The 25,066-nt window shown below is 62.1% G+C and carries 21 protein-coding genes; 6 read left to right on the top strand and 15 right to left on the bottom strand.

Going from position 1 to position 25,066, the window contains the following annotated elements; genetic code table 11:
- Positions 1–150: 150 nt before the first annotated feature.
- A complete protein-coding gene (locus V5E97_RS23075) occupies positions 151–681 on the bottom strand; it encodes a heavy-metal-associated domain-containing protein (protein WP_406693895.1) in 531 nt (176 codons plus the stop codon).
- 676 nt (positions 682–1,357) lie between these two features.
- Here V5E97_RS23075 and V5E97_RS23070 point away from each other — a divergent pair.
- Positions 1,358–2,866, top strand: coding sequence for a hypothetical protein (locus V5E97_RS23070; protein ID WP_406693894.1), 1,509 nt, complete (start codon positions 1,358–1,360; stop codon positions 2,864–2,866).
- 528 nt (positions 2,867–3,394) lie between these two features.
- Here V5E97_RS23070 and V5E97_RS23065 read toward each other — a convergent pair.
- Positions 3,395–4,780, bottom strand: a complete 1,386-nt coding sequence (locus tag V5E97_RS23065; protein ID WP_406693892.1) for a Gfo/Idh/MocA family protein — start codon at positions 4,778–4,780, stop codon at positions 3,395–3,397.
- 742 nt (positions 4,781–5,522) lie between these two features.
- Between V5E97_RS23065 and V5E97_RS23060 the strand changes: the two genes are divergently transcribed.
- On the top strand, positions 5,523–5,798 hold the full coding sequence (locus tag V5E97_RS23060; protein WP_406693890.1) for a hypothetical protein: 276 nt from the start codon (positions 5,523–5,525) through the stop codon (positions 5,796–5,798).
- A gap of 431 nt (positions 5,799–6,229) precedes the next feature.
- On the opposite strand, the gene V5E97_RS23055 is transcribed toward V5E97_RS23060, so the two are convergent.
- Positions 6,230–6,625 carry an ArsR/SmtB family transcription factor gene (locus V5E97_RS23055; protein ID WP_406693889.1) on the bottom strand — a complete coding sequence of 132 codons (396 nt, stop codon included), beginning with the start codon at positions 6,623–6,625 and terminating at the stop codon, positions 6,230–6,232.
- Between the two features lie 208 nt (positions 6,626–6,833).
- On the bottom strand, positions 6,834–8,483 hold the full coding sequence (locus V5E97_RS23050) for a long-chain fatty acid--CoA ligase (RefSeq protein WP_406693888.1): 1,650 nt from the start codon (positions 8,481–8,483) through the stop codon (positions 6,834–6,836).
- A gap of 510 nt (positions 8,484–8,993) precedes the next feature.
- Here V5E97_RS23050 and V5E97_RS23045 point away from each other — a divergent pair.
- Positions 8,994–9,908: an alpha/beta hydrolase gene (locus V5E97_RS23045; protein ID WP_406693887.1), complete on the top strand. Its 915-nt coding sequence runs from the start codon at positions 8,994–8,996 to the stop codon at positions 9,906–9,908.
- Positions 9,909–9,927: 19 nt separating this feature from the next.
- Here the strand turns inward: V5E97_RS23045 and V5E97_RS23040 are convergent, their stop codons facing one another.
- A complete protein-coding gene (locus V5E97_RS23040) occupies positions 9,928–10,605 on the bottom strand; it encodes a hypothetical protein (protein WP_406693886.1) in 678 nt (225 codons plus the stop codon).
- 143 nt (positions 10,606–10,748) lie between these two features.
- On the opposite strand from V5E97_RS23040, the gene V5E97_RS23035 reads away from it, so the two are divergent.
- The gene (locus V5E97_RS23035) at positions 10,749–11,861 is read left to right on the top strand and encodes an alpha/beta hydrolase (protein ID WP_406701201.1); all 1,113 of its coding nucleotides are present in this window, start codon (positions 10,749–10,751) and stop codon (positions 11,859–11,861) included.
- A complete protein-coding gene (locus tag V5E97_RS23030; RefSeq protein ID WP_406693885.1) occupies positions 11,824–12,510 on the top strand; it encodes a PIG-L deacetylase family protein in 687 nt (228 codons plus the stop codon). The genes V5E97_RS23035 and V5E97_RS23030 overlap by 38 nt, the downstream gene beginning before the upstream one ends.
- Before the next feature lie 263 nt (positions 12,511–12,773).
- Here the strand turns inward: V5E97_RS23030 and V5E97_RS23025 are convergent, their stop codons facing one another.
- Complete coding sequence (locus tag V5E97_RS23025) at positions 12,774–13,778, bottom strand: nuclease-related domain-containing protein (RefSeq protein ID WP_406693884.1); 1,005 nt, start codon at positions 13,776–13,778, stop codon at positions 12,774–12,776.
- Between the two features lie 108 nt (positions 13,779–13,886).
- On the opposite strand from V5E97_RS23025, the gene uvsE reads away from it, so the two are divergent.
- Complete coding sequence (gene uvsE, locus V5E97_RS23020; protein WP_406693883.1) at positions 13,887–14,825, top strand: UV DNA damage repair endonuclease UvsE; 939 nt, start codon at positions 13,887–13,889, stop codon at positions 14,823–14,825.
- Between the two features lie 99 nt (positions 14,826–14,924).
- Here uvsE and V5E97_RS23015 read toward each other — a convergent pair whose 3' ends face one another.
- The 9 genes from V5E97_RS23015 to V5E97_RS22975 form a co-directional block, all read right to left on the bottom strand.
- A complete protein-coding gene (locus V5E97_RS23015) occupies positions 14,925–16,289 on the bottom strand; it encodes a hypothetical protein (RefSeq protein ID WP_406693882.1) in 1,365 nt (454 codons plus the stop codon).
- 135 nt (positions 16,290–16,424) lie between these two features.
- The gene (locus V5E97_RS23010) at positions 16,425–17,813 is read right to left on the bottom strand and encodes a DUF1501 domain-containing protein (protein WP_406693881.1); all 1,389 of its coding nucleotides are present in this window, start codon (positions 17,811–17,813) and stop codon (positions 16,425–16,427) included.
- A 182-nt stretch (positions 17,814–17,995) separates the two neighbouring features.
- Positions 17,996–18,463, bottom strand: coding sequence for a nucleoside deaminase (locus V5E97_RS23005; protein WP_406693880.1), 468 nt, complete (start codon positions 18,461–18,463; stop codon positions 17,996–17,998).
- A 160-nt stretch (positions 18,464–18,623) separates the two neighbouring features.
- Complete coding sequence (locus V5E97_RS23000; protein ID WP_406693879.1) at positions 18,624–20,204, bottom strand: sulfatase family protein; 1,581 nt, start codon at positions 20,202–20,204, stop codon at positions 18,624–18,626.
- A gap of 293 nt (positions 20,205–20,497) precedes the next feature.
- A complete protein-coding gene (locus tag V5E97_RS22995; protein WP_406693878.1) occupies positions 20,498–22,213 on the bottom strand; it encodes a sigma-70 family RNA polymerase sigma factor in 1,716 nt (571 codons plus the stop codon).
- A 146-nt stretch (positions 22,214–22,359) separates the two neighbouring features.
- Complete coding sequence (locus V5E97_RS22990; RefSeq protein ID WP_406693877.1) at positions 22,360–23,067, bottom strand: 3-keto-disaccharide hydrolase; 708 nt, start codon at positions 23,065–23,067, stop codon at positions 22,360–22,362.
- Positions 23,068–23,163: 96 nt separating this feature from the next.
- Complete coding sequence (locus tag V5E97_RS22985) at positions 23,164–23,709, bottom strand: peptidyl-alpha-hydroxyglycine alpha-amidating lyase family protein (RefSeq protein ID WP_406693876.1); 546 nt, start codon at positions 23,707–23,709, stop codon at positions 23,164–23,166.
- On the bottom strand, positions 23,709–24,077 hold the full coding sequence (locus V5E97_RS22980) for an NHL repeat-containing protein (RefSeq protein ID WP_406693875.1): 369 nt from the start codon (positions 24,075–24,077) through the stop codon (positions 23,709–23,711). Before V5E97_RS22980 ends, V5E97_RS22985 begins: the two co-directional genes overlap by 1 nt.
- A 96-nt stretch (positions 24,078–24,173) precedes the next feature.
- Positions 24,174–25,028, bottom strand: coding sequence for a hypothetical protein (locus tag V5E97_RS22975; protein WP_406693874.1), 855 nt, complete (start codon positions 25,026–25,028; stop codon positions 24,174–24,176).
- Between the last annotated feature and the right edge of the window lie 38 nt (positions 25,029–25,066).

The following is a 25,066-nucleotide window of genomic DNA, read 5'->3' as shown; positions in this document are numbered from 1 at the left end:
AGTTTCTTGAGGGTGACCCGGAGCCGATCGGGCCCGGGTCACCCAACTGAGTGGAGAGTCGAGGTCCAGCCTCGCGTCCGGCAAGGCGGTGGGGGCCAACGCCTTTTGTGGGCGGATGCGGATCGTGCCTGGTCGGCTCGCTGGAAGCGATCAGCGCTGGATCTGCACGTGGAACCCGGCGGCGTTCAGGGCCTTGACCAGTTCGGCGGCGTCGAAGTCGCCGGTCACGTCGAAGTCGGCCTCCTTCGCCTTCACGGTGTCGCCGGTCACGCCGGCGACGGTCTTGACCGCGCTCTTGATGGCTTTGCCGCACGCCCCGCAGCAGTTGTGCAGGTTGGTCAACGAGAGGCTCTTGACCTTCCCGACCGGCACATTCGTTTCTTTCTTGATCGAAAGCGTGCTGCTGTCGATGTCGCCGTGGTAGCCGGCCGCCGCCAGGGCGTCGAGACCCTTCTGGGCCGCTTCGTCATTGGAAGCAGTCAGGGTCACCGTCTTGTTCTTGCGATCGCTGACCTGGCTGACGCCGTCAAGACCCTTCAAGGCCGTGACCACACCCTTCTCACAAGCGCCACAGCAGAGGTGGACACCTTTGATCTCCACCTTGGTCTCAGCGCGTGCCACGCTACCCACGCTCGACAGGCTCAGCAGGCTTGTTGCCACCATACCCAGAAACAGTCGCATACGATTTCTCCGAATCAGACCGCTCGCTCACGATCATCAAGGGGCGCGATCGGCGATCACGCGTTTTCAAAGTCCCTTGAACACACGAGGGGGCATTGGGAACCCCTCACTGTCGTGAACGAGATTACCCGATGGCCAGCGCTCGCGACAGGATTCTCTCCGACGGAACTCCCGACTCTTCAAGGAATTCTCGGATCGGGTCCCCCACCTCGAACAAGCTCGAGGTGGGGAGGCCGAAATGGTCGTGGAGTTGGTGACGTCCTGGGCTGGTTTCGACGGTCGTGCCTCTCGGGCGATTCTCGGCGGTTGTGTTGTTTGGAGCGAATTGAGGCGACTGGGCCGGCCGGCCTGCCGGTGGCTCGGCCCTTGGGATTCGCGCTGGTAAGGTCGTCTGGACCCAGTTCTGAGTTACGAGAGAACGGCGGCTTTCCGACGGATTTTCATGCGTCTCGCTCATGTTTGACGACGTGACGATCGTTTCGAGATTAAGGGTTTTTATGGGGTTTGGCTCGTTGACTTGGCCGGATTTGTCGCCAAGGAGGGCAGTGTTGATGATATCGAGAAGACTGCTTTCAAGATCGGTGGCTCCCGTGTCGATGAGCGCTCTGGGGCGTGCTGTCATTGGTCTGCTCAACACGATGCCGGCACCAGGCTCTCACATCCAAGGGTCATTTCCATGAAGACTGATGGTGGGATGCGTCGGGTCTTCAAAGCACGCTCAGAACGAGTGGGCTTGATTCGACCAAGCATTGAGGCGTTGGAGCGTCGGGAACTTCAGGCGGTGTTGGGTCCCGCAGTTGTCTTAGACTCGATTTCAACCCTCGACTCTCGGGGGGTGACGATCGAATATGACGTCTTGAACAGCGATCTCAGCCAGCCCTTCGAGCTTGGCATCTATCGTTCGGCCGACGACCGGTTTGATTCGGCCGACCTGGCGGTTGAGACACTGACGGTGGGAGAGGAGGGCGGATCGGCTCTCGACGATCTTGGGGCCTCGTCTTTGGCGCAAGGACACCACCGGCTCACGCTTACGTTGCCTGACGGCCTTCCACCGACCCCGGAGCACCCGTATGTGCTCGCGGTCGCCGACCCGTCCCTTACCGTGAGCGGGGACGCCGCGGGTCAGAACACGGTGGCGCTGAGGAAGTACGTGATCGGCGTGCTGACGCACGGTGGGTTCCAGTCGAAGTCGTGGAAAGAGCGGGGCGCTCCCTGGGCACTCCAGATGGCAAAATCGCTCCAGGCCCAGGGGTACGACGCGGTCATTCCCTATAACTGGGTTGCCGAGAGTCGGACGCCGGGCGCCGCGGCGAAGCAAGGTGCGCGCGTGGCCCGGCTCGTCGAACTCGCGGCGAGCCACGCTCCCGAGGGAGAGCCCGTCGACGTTCACTTCATCGGCCACAGCGAAGGGACCGTGGTCAACAGCGTCGGGATGCGTTACCTGGAGAAGAACGAGCCGGAGCGACTTGCCGAAGGATTCTTGAAAGCCACTCTGCTTGACCCCCACGCGGCGAATAACAACGCCCCCGGCGGTCGGCAGTACAGTGTTTCAAAGGGATTGCTCGGTGACCTGGCCCGCTGGATCATCGACGGTTACCAGAAGAAGGCCAAAGATCCCTTGCCGGTCATCTGGGGCAACGTTGACGCGGCCGACGTATACTATCAGCGCACACCGATCTCCGCGGCAAAGGGGTCGAATAATGGGATCTACAACCTCTGGGGCCAGGTCCCTGTCCCGGTTCAGGGTGACACGCCGGTCCGCTACTACAACTTGACCGGAGTGGGGATCAGTCACACGGGGTATGTGAACGTGGTGGATTGGTACCAGGCGCACGTCGTGCCAACCCTGGGCGACAATTCCCCGTTTACGGATCCCAGTTTGTTGAATGGCGGGCTCGCGACGGACTCGAGCACCGTACAGGCGAGGGAACCGGTTTTCCAAGGGACGGCCGCGCCTGGAACCAGGTTGAGCGTACGGGCCACGGCTCGCTCGGCGTCGCAGCCGATCGTCCTTGGTGACACGGTCGCTGACGAGAATGGAAATTGGTCACTGACGAGCCGCCCGCTCCCGAACGGGAGGTATCACGTGCGCGCCAAGGGAGTTGCCGTTGCCGACCCGAAATGGCCCCGGGTGTTGGTGATCCCAAGCGCAAGGCTCGGGACGATCACGGTCGACGCCTCTTGAACTACAGGGGGCTTAACCCTGGTTCACGCGGAGACGCGGAGAGAGGGGGGAGGTTGTTGACTTTTGATCAATGTGTCTACAATTGCTAATACAGTCTCGTCAAGTTTCATCAATTCTCCTTCCTCCGTGTTCTCCGCGTGAGTCATCCCGAGAAAGCTCATGCGCCACCTCCGGCTTAACCCTGGTTCACGCGGAGAGGGGGAGGGAGGTTGTTGACTTTTGATCAATGTATCTAAAATCACCAGTATAGTCTCGTCAAGTTTCATCAATTCTCCTTTCTCCGCGTCTCCGCGTGAGTCATCCCGAGAAAGCTCATGCGCCACCTCCGGTTTAATCTCGCGTCGCTTCCATCGTTGTAGCCGGGGTCACAGACCCCAGCTAAAAAATGGTTTCGGTCGCCATGATCCGCGAGCGACCCGATGGTAAACCGCTGTAAACATAATTCCGCGACCATCGATCCCCTCGGCCGAGGGGTTCGATGATCGCGAGTGGGGTGTTCAGGAATGCGAGACGCCTCGGTTTCGAGGGTCAAAACTCCCGGTTTCTGACGATCCCCGGCTGGGGTACGGCGTAGAGGCCGTTGGCCCCCTTCTGGAGCGGGGCGGGCGAGTCCATCGTGAGCTGGTCAACGTAAGGGGCGAACTCATGTTCGCAGTTGAGCATCTCGTCAAAGGTGACAACCTGGCCGGTGTGGCAGGCCATGCGGCCCATCGAGGTGACGAGACTGGCCTCTGCGCCTCGCTTGACCTCGTTGTACGGCTCGTCATTTCGGATCGCGTCGATCAGGTGATCCCATTCGAGCTGGTACGGGTTGGCCTCCGGCTGGGGGGCGGACCAGACGAGGTCTTTCCGGGTGATCTTCTGCCCCTTGTAGATCCGGCACTTGGCGGGCGAGTGACCCGAGGTTGAGATCACCGCCGAGCCCTTGGTGCCGTGCGCGTAGCTGGCGAACTCTTGGTGGCAGCCGGTGATGTTCCGACCTTCGAGGAAGAACTTGGTGCCGTCGTCGAAGGTGTATTCAACGGAGTAGGTGTCGAAGTTCTGATCGATGTTGTCTTCGCGGTAGGTGCGTGCTCCGCTCCCTTTCGCGCTGACCGGCCAAGCATCCTTCATCCAGCAGCATTCGTCGATGTTGTGGATCAGGAAGTCGCTATAGCAGCCGCCGCTGGCCCAGAGGAAGCCGTGGAACCGCTGGATCTGGTACATCAACTCACTGATGCCGTCGGGCTTGGGGCCGGTGAACGCCGTGCCGACCGGCCCGGTCTGCCGGTAGGCCCGGAGCGTCAGCAAGTTGCCGAGCTCGCCGTCCTTGATCCGGTTGTACAGCTCGGTCCGAGCCGAGCAATGGCGGCACATCAGGCCGACGCCGACCTTGAGGTTCTTCTTGACCGAGTCTTCACCCAGCTTGAGCATTCTTCGGGTGCTCGGCCCATCGACGGTGATCGGCTTCTCCATGAAGACGTTGAGTTTCCGGGCGATCGCCTCGCCGAACTGGACCCAGCGGAAGGCGGGGGGTGTGGCCATGATCGCCACGTCGCCCGGCTCGAGGCATTCCATGGCCTTTTTGTAGGCGTCGAAACCGATGAACTTGCGGTCCTCGGGGACGTCCATCGAGTTGGTTTTGCTTGAGTCCCCGAACTCTTTTTTGAGTTGGTCGTGGGAGCTGTTGAGCTTGTCCGGAAAGACGTCGGCCATGGCCACGAGCTTGATCGGCCCATGCTTGACCGACAGGGCGTTCGCCGCCGCGCCGGTGCCTCGTCCGCCGCAGCCGATCAGGGCGACCTTAATGGTGTTGTTCTCGCCAGCGTGAACGCTGGGGATGGCAACCCCGGCCAGGGCCGAGGTCGCGGCCGCGATTCGGCCCGTGTCCTTGAGGAATTCGCGACGAGACGTCCCACCCTTCGGTTCGGTCATGGAGAGGTTCCTTCGGCGGGGGAATCAGGGATTCGTGCGATTCCCAATGAGGGGTCGCGGTCAAGGGGGGGAGGCGCCAGGGATCGACCCGTGAGAGCGAGTCGTGGCGTTGGCAACCGGCTTCCGGCAACGGGGCCGGCCAAAGGCGTCGCCTGTCCGGTTGGGTACGCACGCCCACCCACGGGAAGCAAGAGCTTTCTTCAGCCTAACAAACCCCCCACGATCCGCAAGTGGGCTGAGCTTGTGATCGTTTCGCCTTCCTTCGCGACTCCCAACGACCGGTTCGTGCCGCGCGAACCGAACGATCCGGGCATCGCTCTTTTGCTCTGGAGACGACGCTCGAGCCCTAAAAGTTTAAAGGTTAAGAGGTTGCTTTATTTGGCTTGAATTGGTATTCAGGAAGATTGCACAGATTCGATTTTTTTGTTGACAGTTTCGCGAGGCATCCGGAGAATGCAAGCGCAATAGAAAGTGGACTGGTCTGGTGCGAACCCTGGTTGGACGCAATCATGCCTGTTCACGTTGGGGGAGAGTCGGCACGCCGGATAACGTCGTTGTCGAGTGACGATCTCCCGGCTTGATGCATGCGATGATTGCCGTCTTGCATTGGGGATCGCGATGATGCGTTCATCCCCATTTTCTTGCTGAGGCGGTATGAGTCATCATCACTTCGATCTAATTGTGTATGTAATTTCTAATTTCGATCAGCCGATGTCCGCCTGTTGGCGAAGGAGCCAGAGCGATGGATAATCGCTTCGAACTTTCCTGGGAATCCTATCCTAATGATGGGGCGTCCGCCCCGGCCGCAGTCCCGACGGCCGTCGACCCTGACGAGTATGAAGAACTCTTTCGCGCCTGGTGTCAGGAGCGGCGAGAGAGTATCGAACTCAAATTGTGTTTGGAGGAAGCCGTGCGGCTACTTAAGTATTTGTTTGCCAAGGGGGAGGTCACTCCCGAGAGTCGCCGATGGGCGAAGCAGTTACTTTTGGCGATCAAGAAGACCGACCAGGGGCAGTAATCGAGTCGACCGCTCGTGCCTCAGGCGTGTTAATTAAGGTTGTTTCAGTTGCTCAGGCCGGGCCACTCGCGTGGTTCCCGGCCATCTTTTTTTTTGTGGGCCCGGCCGTCCGGGGGCGACTTTCCGCCGAGGGAACTTGACCACGAACCACACGAAACAAAACACGAATCACACAAAACAGGACCAGATAGAACGCAAGATCGGTCATTATTGGATTGGTCGTTTCAGTTGCTGTTCCCTTTTGTGTCCTTTGTGTGATTCGTGGTTGAACACTTCAATTTTCCGAAGCGTTCGTCCGTGGGTGAGGGGTTTCGAGCGGCCCAGGCGAACCCGGCTGGCGGCAGGAGCCCGGTGACCCCGTTCCGGGCGTACCAACTGGCGAGCGTTGAAAAACAAGTGAGCAGCAAAAGTCCATTCTGGAGCCTTTGCGCTCATCGACCTTGGTAGGTGAGAGTGAAGTCGTGGAACTTGACCTTCTTGGGAATTTCGCCAGTGGCGGCGAAGAGGGTCATCAGCAAGTCGCCGAACGCCTCGGTTCGGACGCTGTAGTAGTTATGCTTCGCCTCCCGTCGCGACTCGATCAGACCAGAGACACGCAGAAGCGCCAGGTGGTGGCTCACGGCGGGCTGGCTCTGGCCGAGCCGATCACAGAGGTCGGTGACGTGAAGCTCCTGATTCTGGGTCAGGTAGAAGAGGATCCGGAGCCGCGTCTCGTCCCCGAGGAGCCGGGACACTTGAACAAGGTCTCGGATCGCATCATCGAAGACTCGATTTCCCTCGTTCGGCCCATTGCGGGACGCTCCCTCTCGCTCGACGGGCTTTGCCATGATCTTTGAGAAACTCCCTTTTGTGGTTCGAAATTCGTCCGGGGGCGGTCTAAAGCATAAGTCATGCCGATAGAGCAGATTCTTTGGAAAGAGTGATGGCCTGTCCTCGTCTGGCCCACTCGATTGAGTGGGCAGAGCGTGGCGGGGGCGTGAGTGAGCAAACTTTTGCTCTGTTGATGGGCGGGTTGGGACGTAGAAGTGGTTCAGGTCAGGAGGGTTGGGCCTCGAGCGGCGGGCATGGGAGCCAGAGCCGGAGCGCTTTCTTGTCGATCTTGCCCACACTGGTCTTGGGAAGCGATGCCACGAGATGGACATCCTCGGGGCGGGGGAGTTGCCATCGGGCGAACTTGTGACCCAGTAGGGCGATGATGTCTTGGATCTCAACCGGCGCTGCGAGTTCTTTGCACGTGACGAAGAAGAGGACCGGCAACTCGTCGCACTCTTCGTCGGGCCGCCCGACCACCGCGGTTTCGAGGATCCCGGGATGTGCCAGGGCCTCGTTCTCCATGTCGACGCTGGAGATCCATTCCCCTTTCCGTTTGATCAGGTCTTTCTTGCGGTCGGCAATCTGCATGTAGCCCCGTTCATCCATGGTCGCCATGTCCCCGGTTCGGAACCAACCGTCCTGGGTGAAAGCGGCGTCGGCTCCCGAATTCGCGTAGTAGGCACTGGCGATCCAGGGACCTTGCACGACCAACTCGCCCACGTGCTGGCCGTCCCAGGGGAGATCCTGGCCCGCCTCGTCGAGGATTCGGGCCTCGACCGTGATCACGGGAATCCCTTGCTTGACCTGGACTTGGAGTCGCTCCGTTTCGGTCCAACCGACCATGGCGGACTTGAGCCGGGAGACCGTGCCGACGGGAGACGTCTCGGTCATTCCCCAGCCTTGAATGACGTTGATCCCGAAGTCTCGTGCAAACCCCTCAATCAGAGTCCGAGGAGCGGCGGCTCCGCCGACGAACAGGGTGTGTAAGCGAGAGAGGTCGTGCTTGTTTTCCTTAAGATACTGGTAGAGCCGGTTCCAGATGAGGGGAATGCCGACGGCGATGGTGACGCGTTCGGCCTCGAGGAGTTCGGCGAGCGGGCGGTCGAGAACGAGCGGGCCGGGAAAGACCTGGGTGGCCCCGGCCAAAGCGCTGGAGTAGGGAAGTCCCCAGGCGTTGACATGAAACATCGGGACGACCGGAAGCACGATTTCGCGTTCGCCGACGGCCGACGTGTCGACCATACACCCGCTCATCGCGTGCAGGTAGGTGGAGCGATGGCTGTAGAGCACGCCCTTCGGTTCGCCGGTGGTTCCCGAGGTGTAGCAGAGGCCTGCGGCGGTGTTCTCGTCGAGCCGGGGGAACTCTTCGCGGTCGCTGGCGGCCTCCATCAGTTGCTCGTAGTCCACCCAGGGGGTCGGCAATTCGGCCGGTTCCGGCCCGCGCTCGTCCATGAGGATATAGCGTTCGACCGTGGGGAGATTGGGTTTCAACCCCGCGAGGAGGCCCGCGAGCGCGCGATCCGCGAAGATGACCCGGTCTTGCGCGTGGTTGAAAATATATCGAAGTTGCTCGCGATGGAGGCGGAGGTTGACCGTATGAAGGACCGCCCCGAGGCAAGGGACGGCAAAATAGAGTTCCAGATGTCTGCGATGATTCCAGGCGAATGTTGCGACCCGGTCTCCCGGCTTGATTCCCAGGTCACGGAGGACATTCATCAGTCGGACGACCCGTGTGTAGAACTGTCCGTAGTTCGAGCGGAAAATCGATTCATCCTCGTACCGGCTGACGATGGCCTTCTCGGGGAAATAGCGTGCGGCTCGCCTTAGTATGCTCGAGATGACCAGAGGACAGTCCATCATCAGGCCGTTCATCACGCATCTCCGAGGTCGAGTTCTGGATCTCAAAGAGGTCTATAAGTCCGACGGATGTGTGAGGATAATCGGGCGGCGGCCCGGATGCCATCCGCGAGCGGAAAACAATCGCGGCTCGAGTGAAGAATGTCTCGGGCCGGCCCCGCGACGTTCGGAACCCTCAAACGATCCGGGGTTGATGTTCGCCCTGCAATGCCGAAGCCCGGTGAATGGCTCGAGTTACGCGCACGCGAGAGAACAATTTGGGTCGGCCCTCTGGGACAGCGGGAGTCTCGTATGTAATTATTGTTGAACATGCAAAAAATGGTGTCTTTGATGAATGGATGTGAAATGGCGGAATGAGAATTGGAAGCGGGCGGGGCGCCCGCGGTCTCAAATGGGGCGTTTCAGTGGGTTCCGAGGCGATGAGCTTCACCGCTTGGCGGATGGCCCGGGGTCGGGTATCGTTCGAGGTCGATCGGCGGGCGAGAACACTTGGAAATCGCGAACAAGCCAAGAGGGGAGCACTCTATGAAGATTCAGGCCATGATGCTGGGATTGATTCTCACGCTCGGCTCATCAATAGCGATGGCCCTCGAATCCGAGGCGCCGCGAACGCTTGACGTTTGGCCGGCAACTGCGCCCGGAGAGGTGGGTTCGATCGGTGAGGAGCAGGCCAAGAAGAAGGCCGATGGAACGACCGTCACGAGCCTGACCAACGTGACCAAGCCGACGATCACGCTTTATCGGCCGGAGGCGTCGAAGAACACGGGGGTCGCGATCCTGGTCTGCCCGGGGGGAGGGTATCGGAACCTTGCCTGGGACCACGAAGGGGAGCAGGTGGCTCGTTGGCTCAACGAGATCGGCGTCACGGCGGCCCTGCTCAAGTATCGCGTGCCACGCAGGGAGGGCACTCCGGAGACTCAGCCGCCTCCGCAGGCGCTCATGGACGCCCAGCGTGCCTTGAGTTTGGTTCGGAGCCACGCGGCGGACTGGGGAATCGATGCGAAGCGGATTGGCATTCTCGGCTTCTCCGCCGGCGGGCACCTCGGCGCCTGGACCGCCACCAACGCCGATCATCGCGGTTATGAACCGATCGATGCGGTTGATCGCGTCGATTGCCGCCCTGATTTCGCGGCCTTGATTTATTCGGGGGGCGTCATCAAGAAGGGGACGAGCGACCTGACGCCCGAAATTCGCGTGACATCACAAACGCCGCCGATGTTCTTGGTGCATGCCAGCAACGATAATGTCAGCCCGGAGAACAGTGTGCAGCTCTATCTTGCGCTGAAACGGGCCGGTGTCCCGGCCGAAATGCATCTCTACGCCACGGGAGGCCATGGCTTCGGCATGCGGCCGAGCGAACACCCCAGTTCCACCTGGCCGCAACGGTGCGAAGAGTGGCTCCACTCGCAGGGGATCCTCAAGGGGGAAAAAACGCGTTGATGAGAGTCTCCGCTCTCGGTCAGAGCCCATTCGGGCGCTTGGGAAGGACCCGGATGACCATCTCCGGCGAACGGAATCCGGGCCCCTTCCAGACGACCCGGTAGACCCCTGGTTCCTCGAAGCGACGACCAAAGGGCACGGTGAAGTGAAGTTCCTCCCCGGGAGCCAGCGCGTCGATGCGAGGGAGGCGGCCCCTCAGAAGGGGGGACTCCGCGACTTCCGTTCCGTTGACCACGATCCGGGAGTCGAAGATCCGAGGGGCGAGGCGTTGTTGGCTATCATTGACCAGGGTGAACTCGAGGTTGAGCCCTGCCGTTTCGCCCTGGCGGACGATCGGCGGGTTTACCGAGAGTGCGGCCCACACTTTCCCCCGCCATCGGTCGTCGGTCGGCGAGATTTCGGTCTGCTGCGTGACGACGTCACGCTCGGCCCCGGTTCCGGTCTCTCCGGGGGAAGAGTCGACCGTCCCTTGGGCGTGGGCAAGGCCCAGCAGGCTGAGCGCCTCCGCCTTGCTTTTTCGACCGAGATCCCGGGCGATCTTCGCTTCCTGAACCGCCCTCAAACGCGCTTGGCGGATCCGCTCCAACTCGCGAATCGATCGGGAGAGCGGAAAAAGAAGGAGCGCGCAGACCGCGACCACGATCATCAGCGATCGCAACGTGAGACGATATCGCCGAGGGGTTACGGCCTCCAACATGCGGTTCTCCTTGGTTCCTCTCGTCGTCCTATCATACTGCCGTGAGCGAATCGAATGAACTTGGCGGGAAACTTCGCCCCTGGTCGACCGGTCTCGGCCGACGAAGTGACGGGCGAAGATCAAACAGGGAGGTTGCGATCGTGATGGAATTCCGGTCGACGCGATACGTCTTGCGGCTCATCACTGCGAAACCGGTCAGGCGGGGAGCGCGGATCCTCGCCGTCGCGGTCGTGATCTGGCTGGTGGTTTCCCTGGTGGTGGCCCATCAACTGACCCGGCGTCGCCGCGCTCCGTTCGCCGAACCGGCCCCGAACGTGGCGTGGGGTAAGTTCGAGTCGCCCCGGCTCTCGACTCGGGACGGCCAGAAGCTCGGGGCCTGGTACGCGGAGGGGACGGGGGAAGCCCCTTCGGTTCTTCTGCTTCACGGCAACGGAGGTCGGCGCAGGAACTGTCTGACTCGGGCCGAGGTCCTCGCGGCCGAGGGCTGCTCGGTGCTCTTGATCTCGCTCCGGGCCCATGGCGATTCCACAGGGGAGTTCAACGACATTGGCCTCAGCGCCCGCCACGACGTGGTCGCCGGAGTCGATTTTCTCGAACGACGCAGGCCAGGACGGCCGGTGATCGTGCTGGGAACCTCGATGGGCGCGGCGGCGGCCGTGTTCGCGTCGGGAGAGCTCGCCCATCGGGTCCGCGGTTATATCCTGGAAAGTCCTTATGAACATCTCAGGCGAGCCGTTCGGAACCGCACCCAGAATGCGCTTCCGCCGCTCCTGGAGTGGGTCGCCTACCAGGGGCTTTCGATCGCCGCTCTCCTCGTTCTGCCCGATTTGGATGCGATTTCGCCGGTCGACGCCATCCAGGGAATTCCTTCCGATGTTCCCGTCCTGATCCTCGCGGGGGAGGCCGATCGTAAAGCGCGTCCTCACGAAGCCAAGGCGCTTCACCAACGCGTGAAGAGTCACGGCCGTCTGATCTTTTTCGAGAAGGCCGGCCATCTCAACTTCCTCGAGACGGATCTCAACCGCTACCGCCGTTCCCTCCTCGAGTTCGTACGCTCCCTCAAGCCCCGGACGACTTCATCCTCGGCTCCCCGTCTCGAACGGATTCTCCCCGGCCCTGAAGTTGGTTCTTTCCCCCATGGGAGAAAGCGAATAAGGTCGGAAGCTCGTGTCGCTCTGGCTTCGACGGACAGGACAATCAGAAGAGGCGAAGTGATTCATGCCGACCTTGCTGGCGATGGGCGCCCACTACGATGATTGCGTCTTCGGGATTCCCGGCATCATGCTTCAGGCGATCAAGAAGCATTACCGGGTTGTGATCCTCGCGATGATCGGCGACTACACGAACTGGGCCCCGGTCAAGGGGCGTGGGAAGGAGCTGGTTGAGGGAACGACCGCCATCTGCAAGGAACATGGCGTGGAGTTGCGTTACCTCGACTTCAAGTCGCACTGCTTCGATGTCACTCTGGAAACCAAGCGAGCGGTGGCCGAGGTGGTCGCTGACGTGCAGCCTGACGTCGCCTTCATGCTCTGGGGCCAAGATCATCACGACGACCATGTGGTCGCCTCTCAATTGAGCGAGATCGCGCTTCGTTACGCCAGCCCTTTGCTGGACAATCGCCCGGTGAAGAATCCGAGGCGGATCTACTCCTACGACAACGGCCCGCGTCACACAATCGGGTTCGAGCCTGATACGTTCGTGGATGTCACGCACGAGTGGGAGCAGGCGATCGATTGGCTGGGCCAGTTCATGGCGCTCGTGCGGAACGAACCTTACAAACCCGGCTCGCGAGACTCCGCGCAGCACGTCAAAGAGGCCCTGGCCGCGTACCGAGGAATCACCTGTGGGACGCGCTATGCCGAAGCGGTCTGGTCCCTTAACAAGTCGCCACGTGATATTCTGTGAGTATGATCCTTAGCCCGGACGGGCCGGCCATAATTCCCTCGTAAAGCTTTGCCGAACCCGTTTCTCCCCACGTCAACGTGATCGCCCATGGCATCACCTTCGGCCTCATAATTCCTGTAGGGTGGGCACGGCCTGCTGTCTTAACCTCCGCTTTAGCAAGGAGATAAGGATGGTGGGCCGTGCCCACCCTGCGGGAGAAATCGGATTCTGACCACTGATCAGCGGCGATGCGCGGGGGCGGGAGAGATACTTATGCTCGTAACTCAAGAGCCCAGCATGATTTGTTGCAGGTCGGTGAGTTTGCGGACCGTTGTTTGTGGCTCGCCGACCGCGTGAAACAGCACCGTGTCGGTTGGGGAGAGCTTGAGCCTGGTCCTTCCCAGCTTGAGGTTTCCGAGCGAGCCCAGTCCCGTGATCGCCTTGAACAGGCCCCAGAATCGGCCCCTTGTCCACCTGACACGGATGGGATGCCGCCCTGCCTGCTCCCTGAACTCTCCCACGCGATAGGTCGTTCCTCCCACCCTCAGGCTTACCACGTCCCCCGCGACGGTCTTGCCGCCGTAGTGTTGGAGTTGGTCCCAGGTGCCAACCTCTGACAGCCACGAAACGATCTGCTTGTACTGACCGGACGGGATTCGCCCGGCAGTGGAGGATCCGAGGCTTTCGCCTGGTCGCGAATCCCGGGCCAGGCAGCAGTCGATGAGCGACGAGAACATGGTTTCCGCCCGCCCTTTTTTCGCGGACTGCTTGCTGAGGTACTCGTCCAACTCCTTGCGCGAGATGACGTCGGGGCGAGCCTCAATCGTCGGTTCCAGTTGCAGGTTTGGATTGGTGAAAATGACCTTGGAGGCAATGTGGCTGCGGATCCAGGACGCGTCGAGATCGACGCCGCACTCTCGCAGGTACTCGACCACGGCGTCCTGCTTTTGAAGATTCGACTCGAGGAGGTTTCCGTGATCCAACACGTCCCCACCTCGGCGAGTCTGGCGCCAGGCTCCCTGTCGAACTTCGAGCCGGCCCGACCAGTTCTTGACCTCGATCAGGTGGATCATTCTGGGCGTGCAGACGATCAGGTCGATCTCTCGCCGCCGTCCCTGACTCTTCGAGGGGATCCGTCGGCCGGTGAGCAGGTGGGCGTCCTTGAACTGGTAGGATGAACCGACGAGTTCTTTGAGCAGCGACTCGCCATCCTTTCCCCCCGTCACGTCGGGCAATTCCTCGATGAGTCTGACCTTCTGGAGATCGGACCATTCCTTCAGCCGGCTCATTAACCCCATCGCAATCACCCCCCTCGCGAGACTCGGAATCGCTCGACATTCTCCGCTCACGAAGCCAACGTTGCCAGGTGGATTTCACCTTGTGGTATCATCGTCGCGATGAATAACAGCCGGCCCGTCGTTCTCGATCGTGATCCCCGGCTTCGGCTCGGGCTTTGCTGCATCTTCCGGGATCAGCCCATCAAGTTTGCCAGCACGACCGCGACGGCGATCGGGCGGATGACGCGAGCCGACGGCCTGGCAAAACTCAGCCGGCTTTGTCAGTCGAATGCCGAAACCTTGATGGCAGCCCTCCAGTTTTGCGCACGGAATGGAATCGGCTGTTTCCGGATCACGAGCCAGATCCTGCCCTTGAAGTCTCACCCCGTTCTCGGCTACGCGTTGAACGACCTGCCGCAAGGGGCGGAGATCGTGGCCCGATTTCAAGCCTGTGGCGCCTTCGCCACGAGTTCGGGTCTGCGGACATGCTTTCACCCCGATCAGTTTGTCGTACTGAATTCCCCAAGGCCCGACGTCGTCGACGCCTCGGTCCGAGAGTTGGAGTATCAAGCCGAGGTGGCTGAGTGGGTGGCGGCCGACGTCGTGAACGTCCACGGCGGTGGGGCTTACGGTGATAAGCCCAAAGCCCTGGGGGATTTCGCCCGGAACTTGCAACGTCTCTCCCCCAGGGCCCGGCGAGTCCTGACCGTGGAGAACGACGATAAATCCTACTCGCCTCTCGACTTGCTCCCCTTATGTCGTAACGAAGGGCTTCCGCTCGTCTACGACGTTCATCATCACCGCTGCCTTCCGGACGGCCTGACCGTCGACGAGGCGACCGAACAGGCTGTGGCCACCTGGGACAGAGAACCGCTTTTTCACGTTTCCAGCCCGATCGAAGGGTGGAACGGCCCCAAGCCTCAGCGCCATCATGACTTCATCGACCGGAACGATTTCCCCGACGCATGGCTCGGCCGTCGACTGACCGTGGAAGTCGAGGCGAAAGCCAAGGAGGTCGCCGTCCTGGCGCTGAGAGCGGCCCTCGAAATCAGCCTTTGAAATCGTGATATGCGTTGGTAACGTTCCCTGGGACCGCAGGCACCCGGCCTGCATTCTTGCTTCGTTGCGAGGCGTCTGTCCCCGGGCTCCGAAATCGGCTCAAGACCTCTGAAGGTCTCCGAGAGGGGCGTTTGAGGAGGGCGGGCCAGCCGGTTGCTTGCGGGGACGGCTCCGGGTGGGACGGGTGGGTTGCTGATGCGTTTTGTGGTAGGAGCCGAGCACATGCATCGTCACGATCGTGGTCCAGGCTGTCAGCAGCCAGCAGGCCAGGCTCGTCACGATATAGAGCCAGAATAATTGGGGGCGAAGCAAGAATGCGCCGACGAAGGCGGTGGCGGCCGAACCGATGATCGTTCCGATCGTCAGACAGAGCCCGAAGAACGATAGGCCGAGGCGGCCGATCGAACTGAGGACGCTCCAAGGCTTTGCCTCCAACGGGTCGTCGTTCAGGAAGACGAGTAACAAGGCCATCATCGCGTACGGAAACCCAGGCAGGCCGAGAGCGATCGCGAGTCCAGGGTTCCAGGGGAGGCTGCTCCCCACGGCGACGACGTAGGCGACCAAGGGAAGGAACCCGATGCCAGGACCGAGAACGCCCCAGAGCATCCAGGTGCCGAGACCGTCGAAAAGGCCCTCGAAGTTCCGGTCTGGCAGGCGCGGGGGCAAGGTCTCCCCCTCGAACGAGGCGGTCAGTACGCGCCCGAGATATTGAAGCCAGTAGATAAGAACCATCGGCAATAAGATCACCGAGGGCAAGGCAGTGATCAGGCCGATGAGGGTGCCCATCAATCCGGCTCCCCAAAATTCGGCGCTCGTTTGGAGTGACAGGCAGTACTCCGGGACGAGAGTGGCCATGGCCCAGCAGGCCAGGCCAAGAGTGATCACCATGGCCACCCCCTCGGCGCCTCGGAGAGGGTAGAAGAGGGTAGGGGGCCACCACGCATCTGGTGGCGGTCGGTTGGTCACCCGTGCTTCTCCCCCATCCTGGGTCCAGCCAATCGGGGCTGGGGTCGGGACCGGGCCTTCGCCGATGCCCACACCTTCGCTCGATGGCCGCGCTTCGCCGGAACTCAAGAGGGGAGCCGCGATGTTCGCGCCGAGGTTGTAGGCCGTCCCATGCCAGCCCCACTCGTCGTCGGCTTGCCCGCCCTCGGCGACGGGAGGAGCCGCCAGTTCGCTGGTTTCCGGCAACTCGAGCTCGTCAGGCCAGGGATTCATCGGACGAGGCGACGGGTCCGGCGGCTCCAGGGGGCGAAGTGCGAGTGGCTTCACCGCCTGGCCGAGGTCGTAGGTCCCTTCCCAATTCCACTCGTCGTCCACGCCGCTGTCGGTTGGTGGAGTGCCCCCGGCTTCAGGCACGCGGATCAAGGCCCCACAACTCGGGCACCTGCCGCTCTTGCCTGGGGAAACCCCCGTTGCCTTCAGCCGACGCCCGCAGGGGCAGATCAGGATCGTGACGCTCATGGCAAGCACTCGTTCGCTGACCGCAAAAGGCGTGTTGGGAGCCTCCTCACGGAGGGCGAACGACAATTGTAATGGGCGGACGCGAATCTCTCAAGGACAAATATCAGAGGTGCGATCGGGAATGCGCCGGGCTGATCAAACCGGCGCGGTCGAATAGAGGGACGCGATTGGCTGACCGGAGCAGAGGGTCAGGGGGCGGCCGAGTCGGTCGCGGAGTTCGGTGCCTGTGTCGACGCCGAGGGCGTTATAGATGGTCGCGGCGAGGTCAGGGGGGCTGAAGCTTCGCGAGATCGGGTAGGCTCCGAGCCGGTCGGACTTGCCGATGATTTGCCCGCCGACGACTCCCGCTCCTGCGAAAACGGCCGGGAAGACGGCCGGCCAGTGGTCGCGGCCCGGGACGTCGCCCGGTTTGAGGGGGTGGATTCGTGGGGTTCGGCCGAACTCACCGAGCATCACGACGAGGGTTTCGTCGAGCAGGCCGCGGACTTCGAGGTCGTCGAGCAGGGCCGAAACTGCCCGGTCGAGCGGGGGCAGGAGGTTATCTTTGAGGTTCGGGAAGTTGTTGACGTGGGTATCCCAGGTCTGCACGATCCCCATGGAGGCCTGTACGATCGGCACCCCGGCCTCGACCAGGCGTCGAGCCAGCAGGAGGGACTTGCCGAACGAGTGGTGGCCGTAGCGGTCGACCAGTCGCGGATCCTCGCGTTCCACATTCAGCGCGCGGCCGACTTGCCCGTTGCAGAGCAGGGCCAGGGCGGCGTCTTGCTGGTCGGCAAAGGCGTCACCGGACGGAGGAACGACGAAGGTCTGGCCGAGCAGGTGGCGGCGGCGATGGAGTCGGGCCGGGTCGAGACCGTCCGGCAGGGCGAGGCTGTCGTCCTTCGATTCCGCTTGTCTCGGGTCGAGCTTGAGTTGCCAGGGGTCGTGACGGGGGCCGAGGAAGCCAGCGTCCTGGCCTGGCCAGGTGAGCGGTCCCTCGACCAGGCGAGTCGGCAGGGCTACGCCGTTGGGAATCCCGTCGCTCCGGCGGCGGAGGCTGTCGAGCACGGCCGCGTAACAGGGGAAGTCGTCGCGCGAAGCGACCCGATCGAGGTCGCTGGCGCCCCGCGGGACCGACGCATGCCCGGTCAGGATCCGGTGGACCGCGCAGAGATGGTTTCCCTCGGGGTGGGACATCGACCGGACGACCGCCAACCGCTTGGCCCGCGCGGCCAGGCCGGGCAGGTGCTCGCACATCTGGATGCCGGGGACCGCCGTATCGATCGGTTTGAACTCGCCCCGGATTCCGTCGGGCGCTTCGGGCTTCATGTCGAACGAGTCGTGCTGGCCCAGGCCGCCGCTCAGCAAGATCACGATGACCGATTTCGCACGCCCCGGGGTCGCGCCGGCGGTGGCCGCCGCTGCGCTTCGGCCCGCCAGGAGACCGGGCAGCCCCATTCCGAGGAGCCCCGAGTAACCCACCTGGAGGAAGTCTCGTCGCGTTGCCATGCCTTCGCTGTACGGAGTCTGCTTATGCTGGCCCATGACCAATCTCCCGGTGTCGCCGGAATCGGGCGAAGCCCGAGCCGAGTCACGCATCCATTCACTATAGTTTAACATTTGCTGGCGAAAGGTAAAGCGGTCTCTCGGCTTGGGCTCCAACCTGGTTTGAACATAACGGTTGGGAAGAGGTGGAGGCGGAAATTGTTGGGTGGGAATGAGGGGGCTTACGGTTGGTTCAACGCTTTCCAACGCTGGTAGACCTCGACGGCGGCCGGGTTGGGTTCGTGGACCATGGGCATGGTCCGCTCGTTCCAGGGCTTGCCGATCTCGTCGTAGAAATTGGCCAGGGTGAAATACTTGCGGTCATCAATGTAGAATTGCGAATACTCTTGCCTCGTCGTGATGAAAACGACCCGGTCCGGGCTGCAGTAGTACATGGCGGCCAGGCACATCGGGCAGGGATGGGCGAGGATATAGAACTCGCAGCCGGTGAAGTGCTCGGTCCCCAGTTTCGCCGACGCCTCGCGGATGGCGACGATCTCGGCGTGGGCCGTCGGGTCGTGAGTCTGAGCGACGAGGTTCACCGCCTCGACGAGAATCTCGCCGTCCTTGGCAATGATGCAGGCGAAGGGCCGACCTCCTTGCTCGACGTTTGCCCTGGCGAGATCGATGGTTCGTTGGATCAGATCCATGGGTGGTTCCGCTTGGAAAAAAATTGAGGATCGAGCACGTCAGGCGGCGACCGTGGCTTCGGCCGGTCGGCAGGCCGACCAGGTTTGCGACCGACTCCTCTTGCTGTGCATGACCTCGAGGCTGAGACGGCGATACTTGGCGACTCAGCACAGCCGGTTCTCAGGGGGTGTCAGCCTGGGCCTTCCCCCGTTTGCCGCCGGCTTTCTTGGCGGGGACGCGCTCGGTTTGGGGATCCGTCGTGGGGCCTGGATTGTGCTCCTTGAGCCAGGTGTCGTACCCCTTGGCTCGTGGTCCGACGTATTTGTAGGTCTCGAAGATCGCTCCGTTGCCAAGCGCTCGCGGGTCTTTTTCCTCGCGGAGCATGGTGATCATTTGGTCGCGGAGGGTGGCCATAACGGTGGCATAAGCGGGGTCTGAGGCGAGATTTCGGACGCATTCCGGGTCATCGGCCAGGCGATAGAGAGCGGCCATCGGCCGTTTACCGAAGGCGATCTCATAGAACTCGCCACCGATCGTCTTGAGCAGTTCCTTGGTGGGGCCTGGGTCGCAGTTGCCGAAGTCGGTCTCCGGGTTCCCGACCGGCCAGCGGTCGGGGAAGTAGTTGTGGACGTAGAGGAACTCGGGCGTGCGGATCGCTCGTGCGGGATAGCCCCAGTCGTAGGGGCGGCCGAGGTCGTGACGCTCCTTGCCGGCGAGCATCACGTTGCGGCTCCGATCGACCCATCCCGATGCCGGGGAGCGGAGCAATTCCACCAGGCTTCGACCGGTCACCTGCGGGTGCGGCGGCAAGCCGGCCAGTTCCAGGAAGGTCGGCGCGAAGTCACGTACGTTGATGAAGTCGTCGACCACACGCCCCGGCTTGATCGCATCACCCCAGCGGATCGCCAGCGGAAGGTGGAAACCATCTTCGTAGATTTGCCCCTTCACTCGGGGGAATGGCATTCCATGGTCGGAGGTCACGACGATCAGAGTCCGCTCGAGTTCGCCGGCCTCCTTGAGGGCTTCGAGGACCTTCCCGATGTGGGCGTCGGCATGCTCGACCTCGACGGCGTAGTCGAGCAGGTCGTCCCGGACCACGTCGAGGTCGGGGAGGTAGGCGGGCACCTTCACGTCCTCGGGCCGTTTGCCGAGGCGAACGCCTGAGTGGCGTTCGTAGTCACGGTGGGGCTCCTTGAATCCCATCCAGAAGCAGAAGGGCCGGTCTGCCGGTCGTTTGTCGAGGAACGATGCGAAGTTCCTTGCATAGTCAGTCCGGGCGATGCCCGAGGCCGGAGGCTTGGTGGTGTGCTCATCAAAGAGGGGGCCGGCGGGGTTGCGCGTGAAGCCGGTGGACTGATGATCGCCTGGTCCCCACCCTTTCCCCGTGAGCCCCACGGTATAACCGGCCGCTTCAAGCAACTCGGGATAGACGGCGAACTTGCGGGGGAAGATCCCGTAGTGGCAAGCCGCCTCTTCGAGCTGCCAGCTATTCCGCCCGGTGAGGATACTGGCGCGGCACGGGCTGCACTTCGGGTTCGAGGTGAACGCGTTCTTGAACAAGACTCCCTCGCGCGCGACCCGGTCGAAGTTCGGCGTCTTGACCCAGGAACAGCCGTAGGCGCCGGCGTGGTTCCAGCCCCAGTCATCAAAAATGATGAACAGAATATTGGGCCGGTCCGCTCCGCCCGCGGCGATTGTGTCCGTCGGGTCGGCCAAGGAAACGAGGGTTGCGAGGAGCAGGGGACTGAGCAATGACCTCATGGCGTTCCTTGTTCCGGGGCGAAAGTGTCCCAACGGACTGGGGACCGGGGCCGAGTTGACGAGCAACCGATATCATATCGGTCGAGTTGGTCGGCTATTGGAACGAAGCCGACGACCCTCGTCAAAGTAAATTCGGGATCTCTCGGTTCGCATCGCAGGGCAAAAACCCGAAGTCGCGGCACGGCTCGGGTCTTCAAGCGAGGTTTCCTCGCCGAGCAATCTGCCGGAGCATGATCCCCCGTGGAGCGGTCGCGGCATCGGCCGGGCTCCTTGGTTTCTGTCGCGAAGCGGGACTATCGGGATCGCACCGTCCCTCGATCGCTCGGGATGATCCAGAGGAGCAGTTGAGCCCAGCGGACGGGCGTCCCGATTTCGACGGTTGCGAATTGTCCGTCGACCCCGGGCACTGGCCAGCGGGCATACTGCACTTTGCCGGTGACAGGAGTTATGATTCGGCAGTGCTCGATCTGGTTTTCGATTTTCGCCTGTTGATCCTTCTCGCGTCTCCAGTCGAGTTCTCGAATTCGCTCTTCGGAGCGGGCCTGTTCAAGCTCGCTCTTGAGCGCCTTGACCGCCTTGCTGTAGGTGAACTTCTGGAGCAAATCCTTCTTTGTTGTCGATTTCTCGTATGTAAAGATCTTCTGTTGCAATAAGATCGTATCGGCGGTGTTCTGGTCCTTCGAGACGTAGCCCTTGGCATGCATTTTTCGCGACCACTCCAGACGATCCTCGGCCCGCTTTCGCTCGGCCTCGGCCAGGCTGATCTCGTCATTGACCGTCTCGAGGTCTTGTGGATAGATCCCTACCTTGTACTCGATGACGGCAAGTTCGGCGGCCTCGCGTCGGCGCACTGCTTTTTGATAGGCGGCCCTGGCCTTCGCCGTCGCGATCGCCTGCTTGGCCCGTCGTTCTTTCAAGGGCGCGGAGTCAAGCTGACAAACGACATCGCCATGCCTCAGATCCGCGCCATTGGGGGCGAGGGTGATAATCTTTGTCTCCGACTCCACGTCGCTGACGATCGCGACGGCGTTTGCCGGACGCGGTTCGCCTGCGGTCCTCGACAGACGGTCGGTAGCGGCATCCGCTTCGATTCCCTGATCCGAGGTTTCCCACGTGTCTCTGTGGCCGGCCTCGGCGAGGACCCCGGCCCCTACGGTCACCCCCAACGACGCCAGCAATCCGATGGCAACCATCTTCAGCTTGGAGAGAAACATGGCTCTCAAGGCTCCCTGGGACAGGGCGACGACCGTTGCCGAGGCCAACGTGGCCGCGGTCTGACCGCCGATCGCGAATGGCAAGGCGGAACGCAACGTTTGCGCGGCGAGGCGCGCGGGCACGACGAGCCGCGCCTCGGCCTTGATGACCGAACCCAGCAGCAGGGCATTGGGAGCCAGTCCTCGGCGCGTCAATCTCCCCCTCAGTAGGCTCCGAGCCTGTGCCAGCCGCCCCTTGACCGTGCCGACGGGCCACTGAAGCCGGCTCGCCGCCTCGGTATGCGTGAGCCCTTCCAGGTCGCAGAGCAAGACCGGCACGCGGTATTTTTCGGGCAACCGGCCCAGCTCATCATCCAGGGCCGCGAGGAGTTCTCCCCGTTCCGCGTCGGGGGCCGGAAGTGACGGCTCCCAGGTGGAGGAACTCGTTTCCCGGGCCCTCCGCTTCTCGGCCAGGACCCGTGCCCGGTGCGCAACTCGCCTGGCCACGCCGTAGAGCCAGCGGCCCAGCGTGTCGTCAACCTGGACCACGGCCGACTTGCGGACGAGCACGAGAAACGTGGCCTGGAACGCGTCCTCGACGTCGCGCGGGTCACACAAGGCACGCCGGCAGACTCCGAGAACCATCGGCCCATGGCGGGCGATCAAGGTTTCGAAAGCGGCCTCCGCCGTCCTGGCCGCCCTGGTTGCGGTTTTGATCCGTTCCAGAAGTTGGGCATCACTGAGGCCGGAGGTCGTTCCGGCGGAGAAGAGCGTGGAGAGATGCCTCAAGCCGGCAGTCGTCGTGTCGTTGGCCATCTCTCCATTCTCCGGTCTGCGTTGCTCTCGCGATCGTTTTCGCCCTCACCTCTTATTTCATGCACGTTGATGGTGAACGGATCTGACTTTTTGTCGCGGGTCCATGGATTTTGCGAATCCGCGATCGGGCTTGGGGCGTGGGCGGATCACGACTCCGGCTTGTCGGCGGCCTTGACCTCGGCGGGGGTCAGCGGCCGGATCTCGATATTTCGGAGGGCGCCGGTGGACTCATAGGTTGCGAACCCGAGTGGCTGATTGGGGCGGGTTTCGATCCGGGTGCCGAGTTGCAGGCCGCGATGGTCGAGGAGGATGATTTCCTTGTCGTCGACCCGGCAGGCAATCGTCTGGTCGGTGACGCGAACGCGGAACTTATACCAGGTCTTGTTCTCATATTTGACGAATCGGTTGGTTTCGTTCTCCGAGGCGTCCGCGCCATTGAGGCTGGAGATTCCGGTAACGTTTCCTCCCCAGCCTCCGTTGACGAAGGTCACGAACGACTTGCCGACGGGAAAGGTCGCCGCGGCGAAGAAGTCGGAGCCGGTGATCCGCTTGGCCTCATAGCTCAGCTCGTAATTCGTCGTGTGCAGATCGTTGCGGGTGGTGGTGATGCCGGTCATTGCTCGGCCAGGGGCCATGACGAGCGCACCGTCAACCACCTGGACCACGCCTGATCGGAAAAACTCGGTCTTCTTCCAACCGTCCAGGCTCTTGCCGTCAAAGAGGACGAGCGGCTTCTCCGCCGTCGTCGTCTCGGCTTGGTCTGCGCCCAGGGTCGTCAAGAGCAACGTGAGGACCGCCATCACGACGGAACCTCGGCGCAGCGGAAACAGGGCGGATCGGCGTTCGGTCGTCATGAGGATGCCTTTGTATGCTTGATGTTGAGAAATCATCGAATCAAAAAAAAGGTGCGATCGCCGGCTTCATCTGGGCTGCGAGTGGGCCTTGGCGAATCACTTGGCCGTGAATTTTTGCACGCGTTTGCCGTTGATTTCGGCCACATAAACAGCGCCTTGTGAGTCGAGGCAGGCGGCGTGTGGCAAGAGGAATTGACCGGGTTCGGTCCCCTTCTGGCCCCAATGGGTCAGGGGCTTTCCCTCGGGATCCAGGACGGTCACGCGATTGGCCCGGCCGTCGGCGACGAAGAGGCGGCCGTCCCCGGCCAGGCCGAGTCCAAAGGGGGCTCCTCCCGTGGTCCAGCTTGCGAGGAATTTGCCCTCGGGGTCGAAGATCTGGACCCGATCATTCTCACGATCTCCGACGTAGATCCGCCCGCGGCGATCGAGGCAGATGGCGTGGGGCAGGCGGAACTCGCCGTCGCCCGTTCCCCTCTTTCCCCACTCTTTGAGAAAGCGGCCTTCTTTGGAAAACGCCAACACCCGCGCGTTACCGTATCCATCGGAGACGAAAAAGGCGCCCGAGGGGCTGATCGCCACGTCGGTCGGCTGATTGAAATGGTCCGGCCCGGTCCCAGGCTTGCCTTTCGTTCCGAGCGTCATCAGGAGCGTGCCGTTGGGGGCGAACTTTTCACCAGATGGTCGCCGATGTCGGTGATCCAGACGTTATCCTCGTGATCGATCCGCAGGCCGTGGGCCTGCTTGACCAGTCCATCGCCCCAGGATCGCACGTATTTTCCGTCGCGATCGAAAACAACGATCGGGTGCTCGCCCCGGTGGAAGACGAAGATCCGGTCGGACGAATCGGTTGCCAGCGCGGACACCGCCCCGAAACGGATCGAATCCGGCGTTTCGGGCCAGCCCGGCACCGGGTGGTAGGTCGAGGCGGGCAAGGCCGGTTCCTCGGCGGCCAGGGTCAGGCTTCCCAACCCGGCGAGCATCAGTGAAAAAATGAGCCAGCGTCCGTTCATGTGAGACCCCCCGGAAGACGGTTCGACGAGGACGAGTCGCATTGTAACGGACGGCTTCATCGATCCCAATGCGGTGGCGTGGGCGGTTCTGCCGGCTCACCGGATCAAGCTTGAGGCCACCTTGAACCGGATCGCCCAGACCAGATAAAGGCGTGCGTGCAGCTTCCAACGCCAGGGTGTGAGCGCTTCTCGTTCGGTCACGAGCGCGCGAAGGACCGGGTCCTCCTCGAAGGTCGTCCAGAGGACCTCCGGATTGACCCCGTGAAAGTAATTTCGATCGCGCACGAGCTCGCTCAGGAGGTCGGACAGCGCCGAGTCCGCGAAAGTCGGCAGCGCCGGCAGCGTCTCTGAAGAAACGACGTCGGTGATCAACAATGCGGAGCCACCCGGAGCGGTCAGCCGGCTCATGAGACGCAAGTGTCCCGCCCGGATCGACTGCACGATGGTCATGAACTGAGGATGGGCCTCACCCACCGAGTGGAACGCATTGCCGACGAGCGGGCTGAGCAGGCAGGTCGAGGCGACCAGGTCGAACGGAGCCGGGAGGCTCGGGATGACCCGGCGCGTTGGTTCCTCCACCAGGCTCGAGAGCTCTCGAGTGCCAATCAAGGTCGTCGGAGACCAGCCTGCCCACACGTCGATCATGCCGGTGAGATCGATTCCCCCTACTTGGTGAAGAGACGGGTGGGCCGCCACCCCTTGACGCTCCGCGGCCTGGGCCAGGGCGCCTTGGTCCAGGTCCACCAGGTAGACGTCGCCGTGGGCCTTCAGGAGCGTCGGTAAATCCAGGTCGTTGCAGTTTCCGGCTCCGAGCACGCAGAGCCGGCTCTCCCCCGGTCGGGCACCGGCCTCGAGCAACCGCGTGACCCGCCCCCGATGTTCGGAGAACCCATCCCACTGGCCGCGACTTCCGGCATTGAATTCAAGATGCCGTCCCTTCGATGGATTCACGTTCGGTTCCAACTCCTCGAGAACACTTTATGTACCTG

Origin of the sequence: Singulisphaera photorubra, from assembly GCF_045290345.1 — a bacterium.
Taxonomy (GTDB): Bacteria; Planctomycetota; Planctomycetia; order Isosphaerales; family Isosphaeraceae; genus Singulisphaera.
This window is presented reverse-complemented; position numbering and strand designations above follow the sequence as displayed.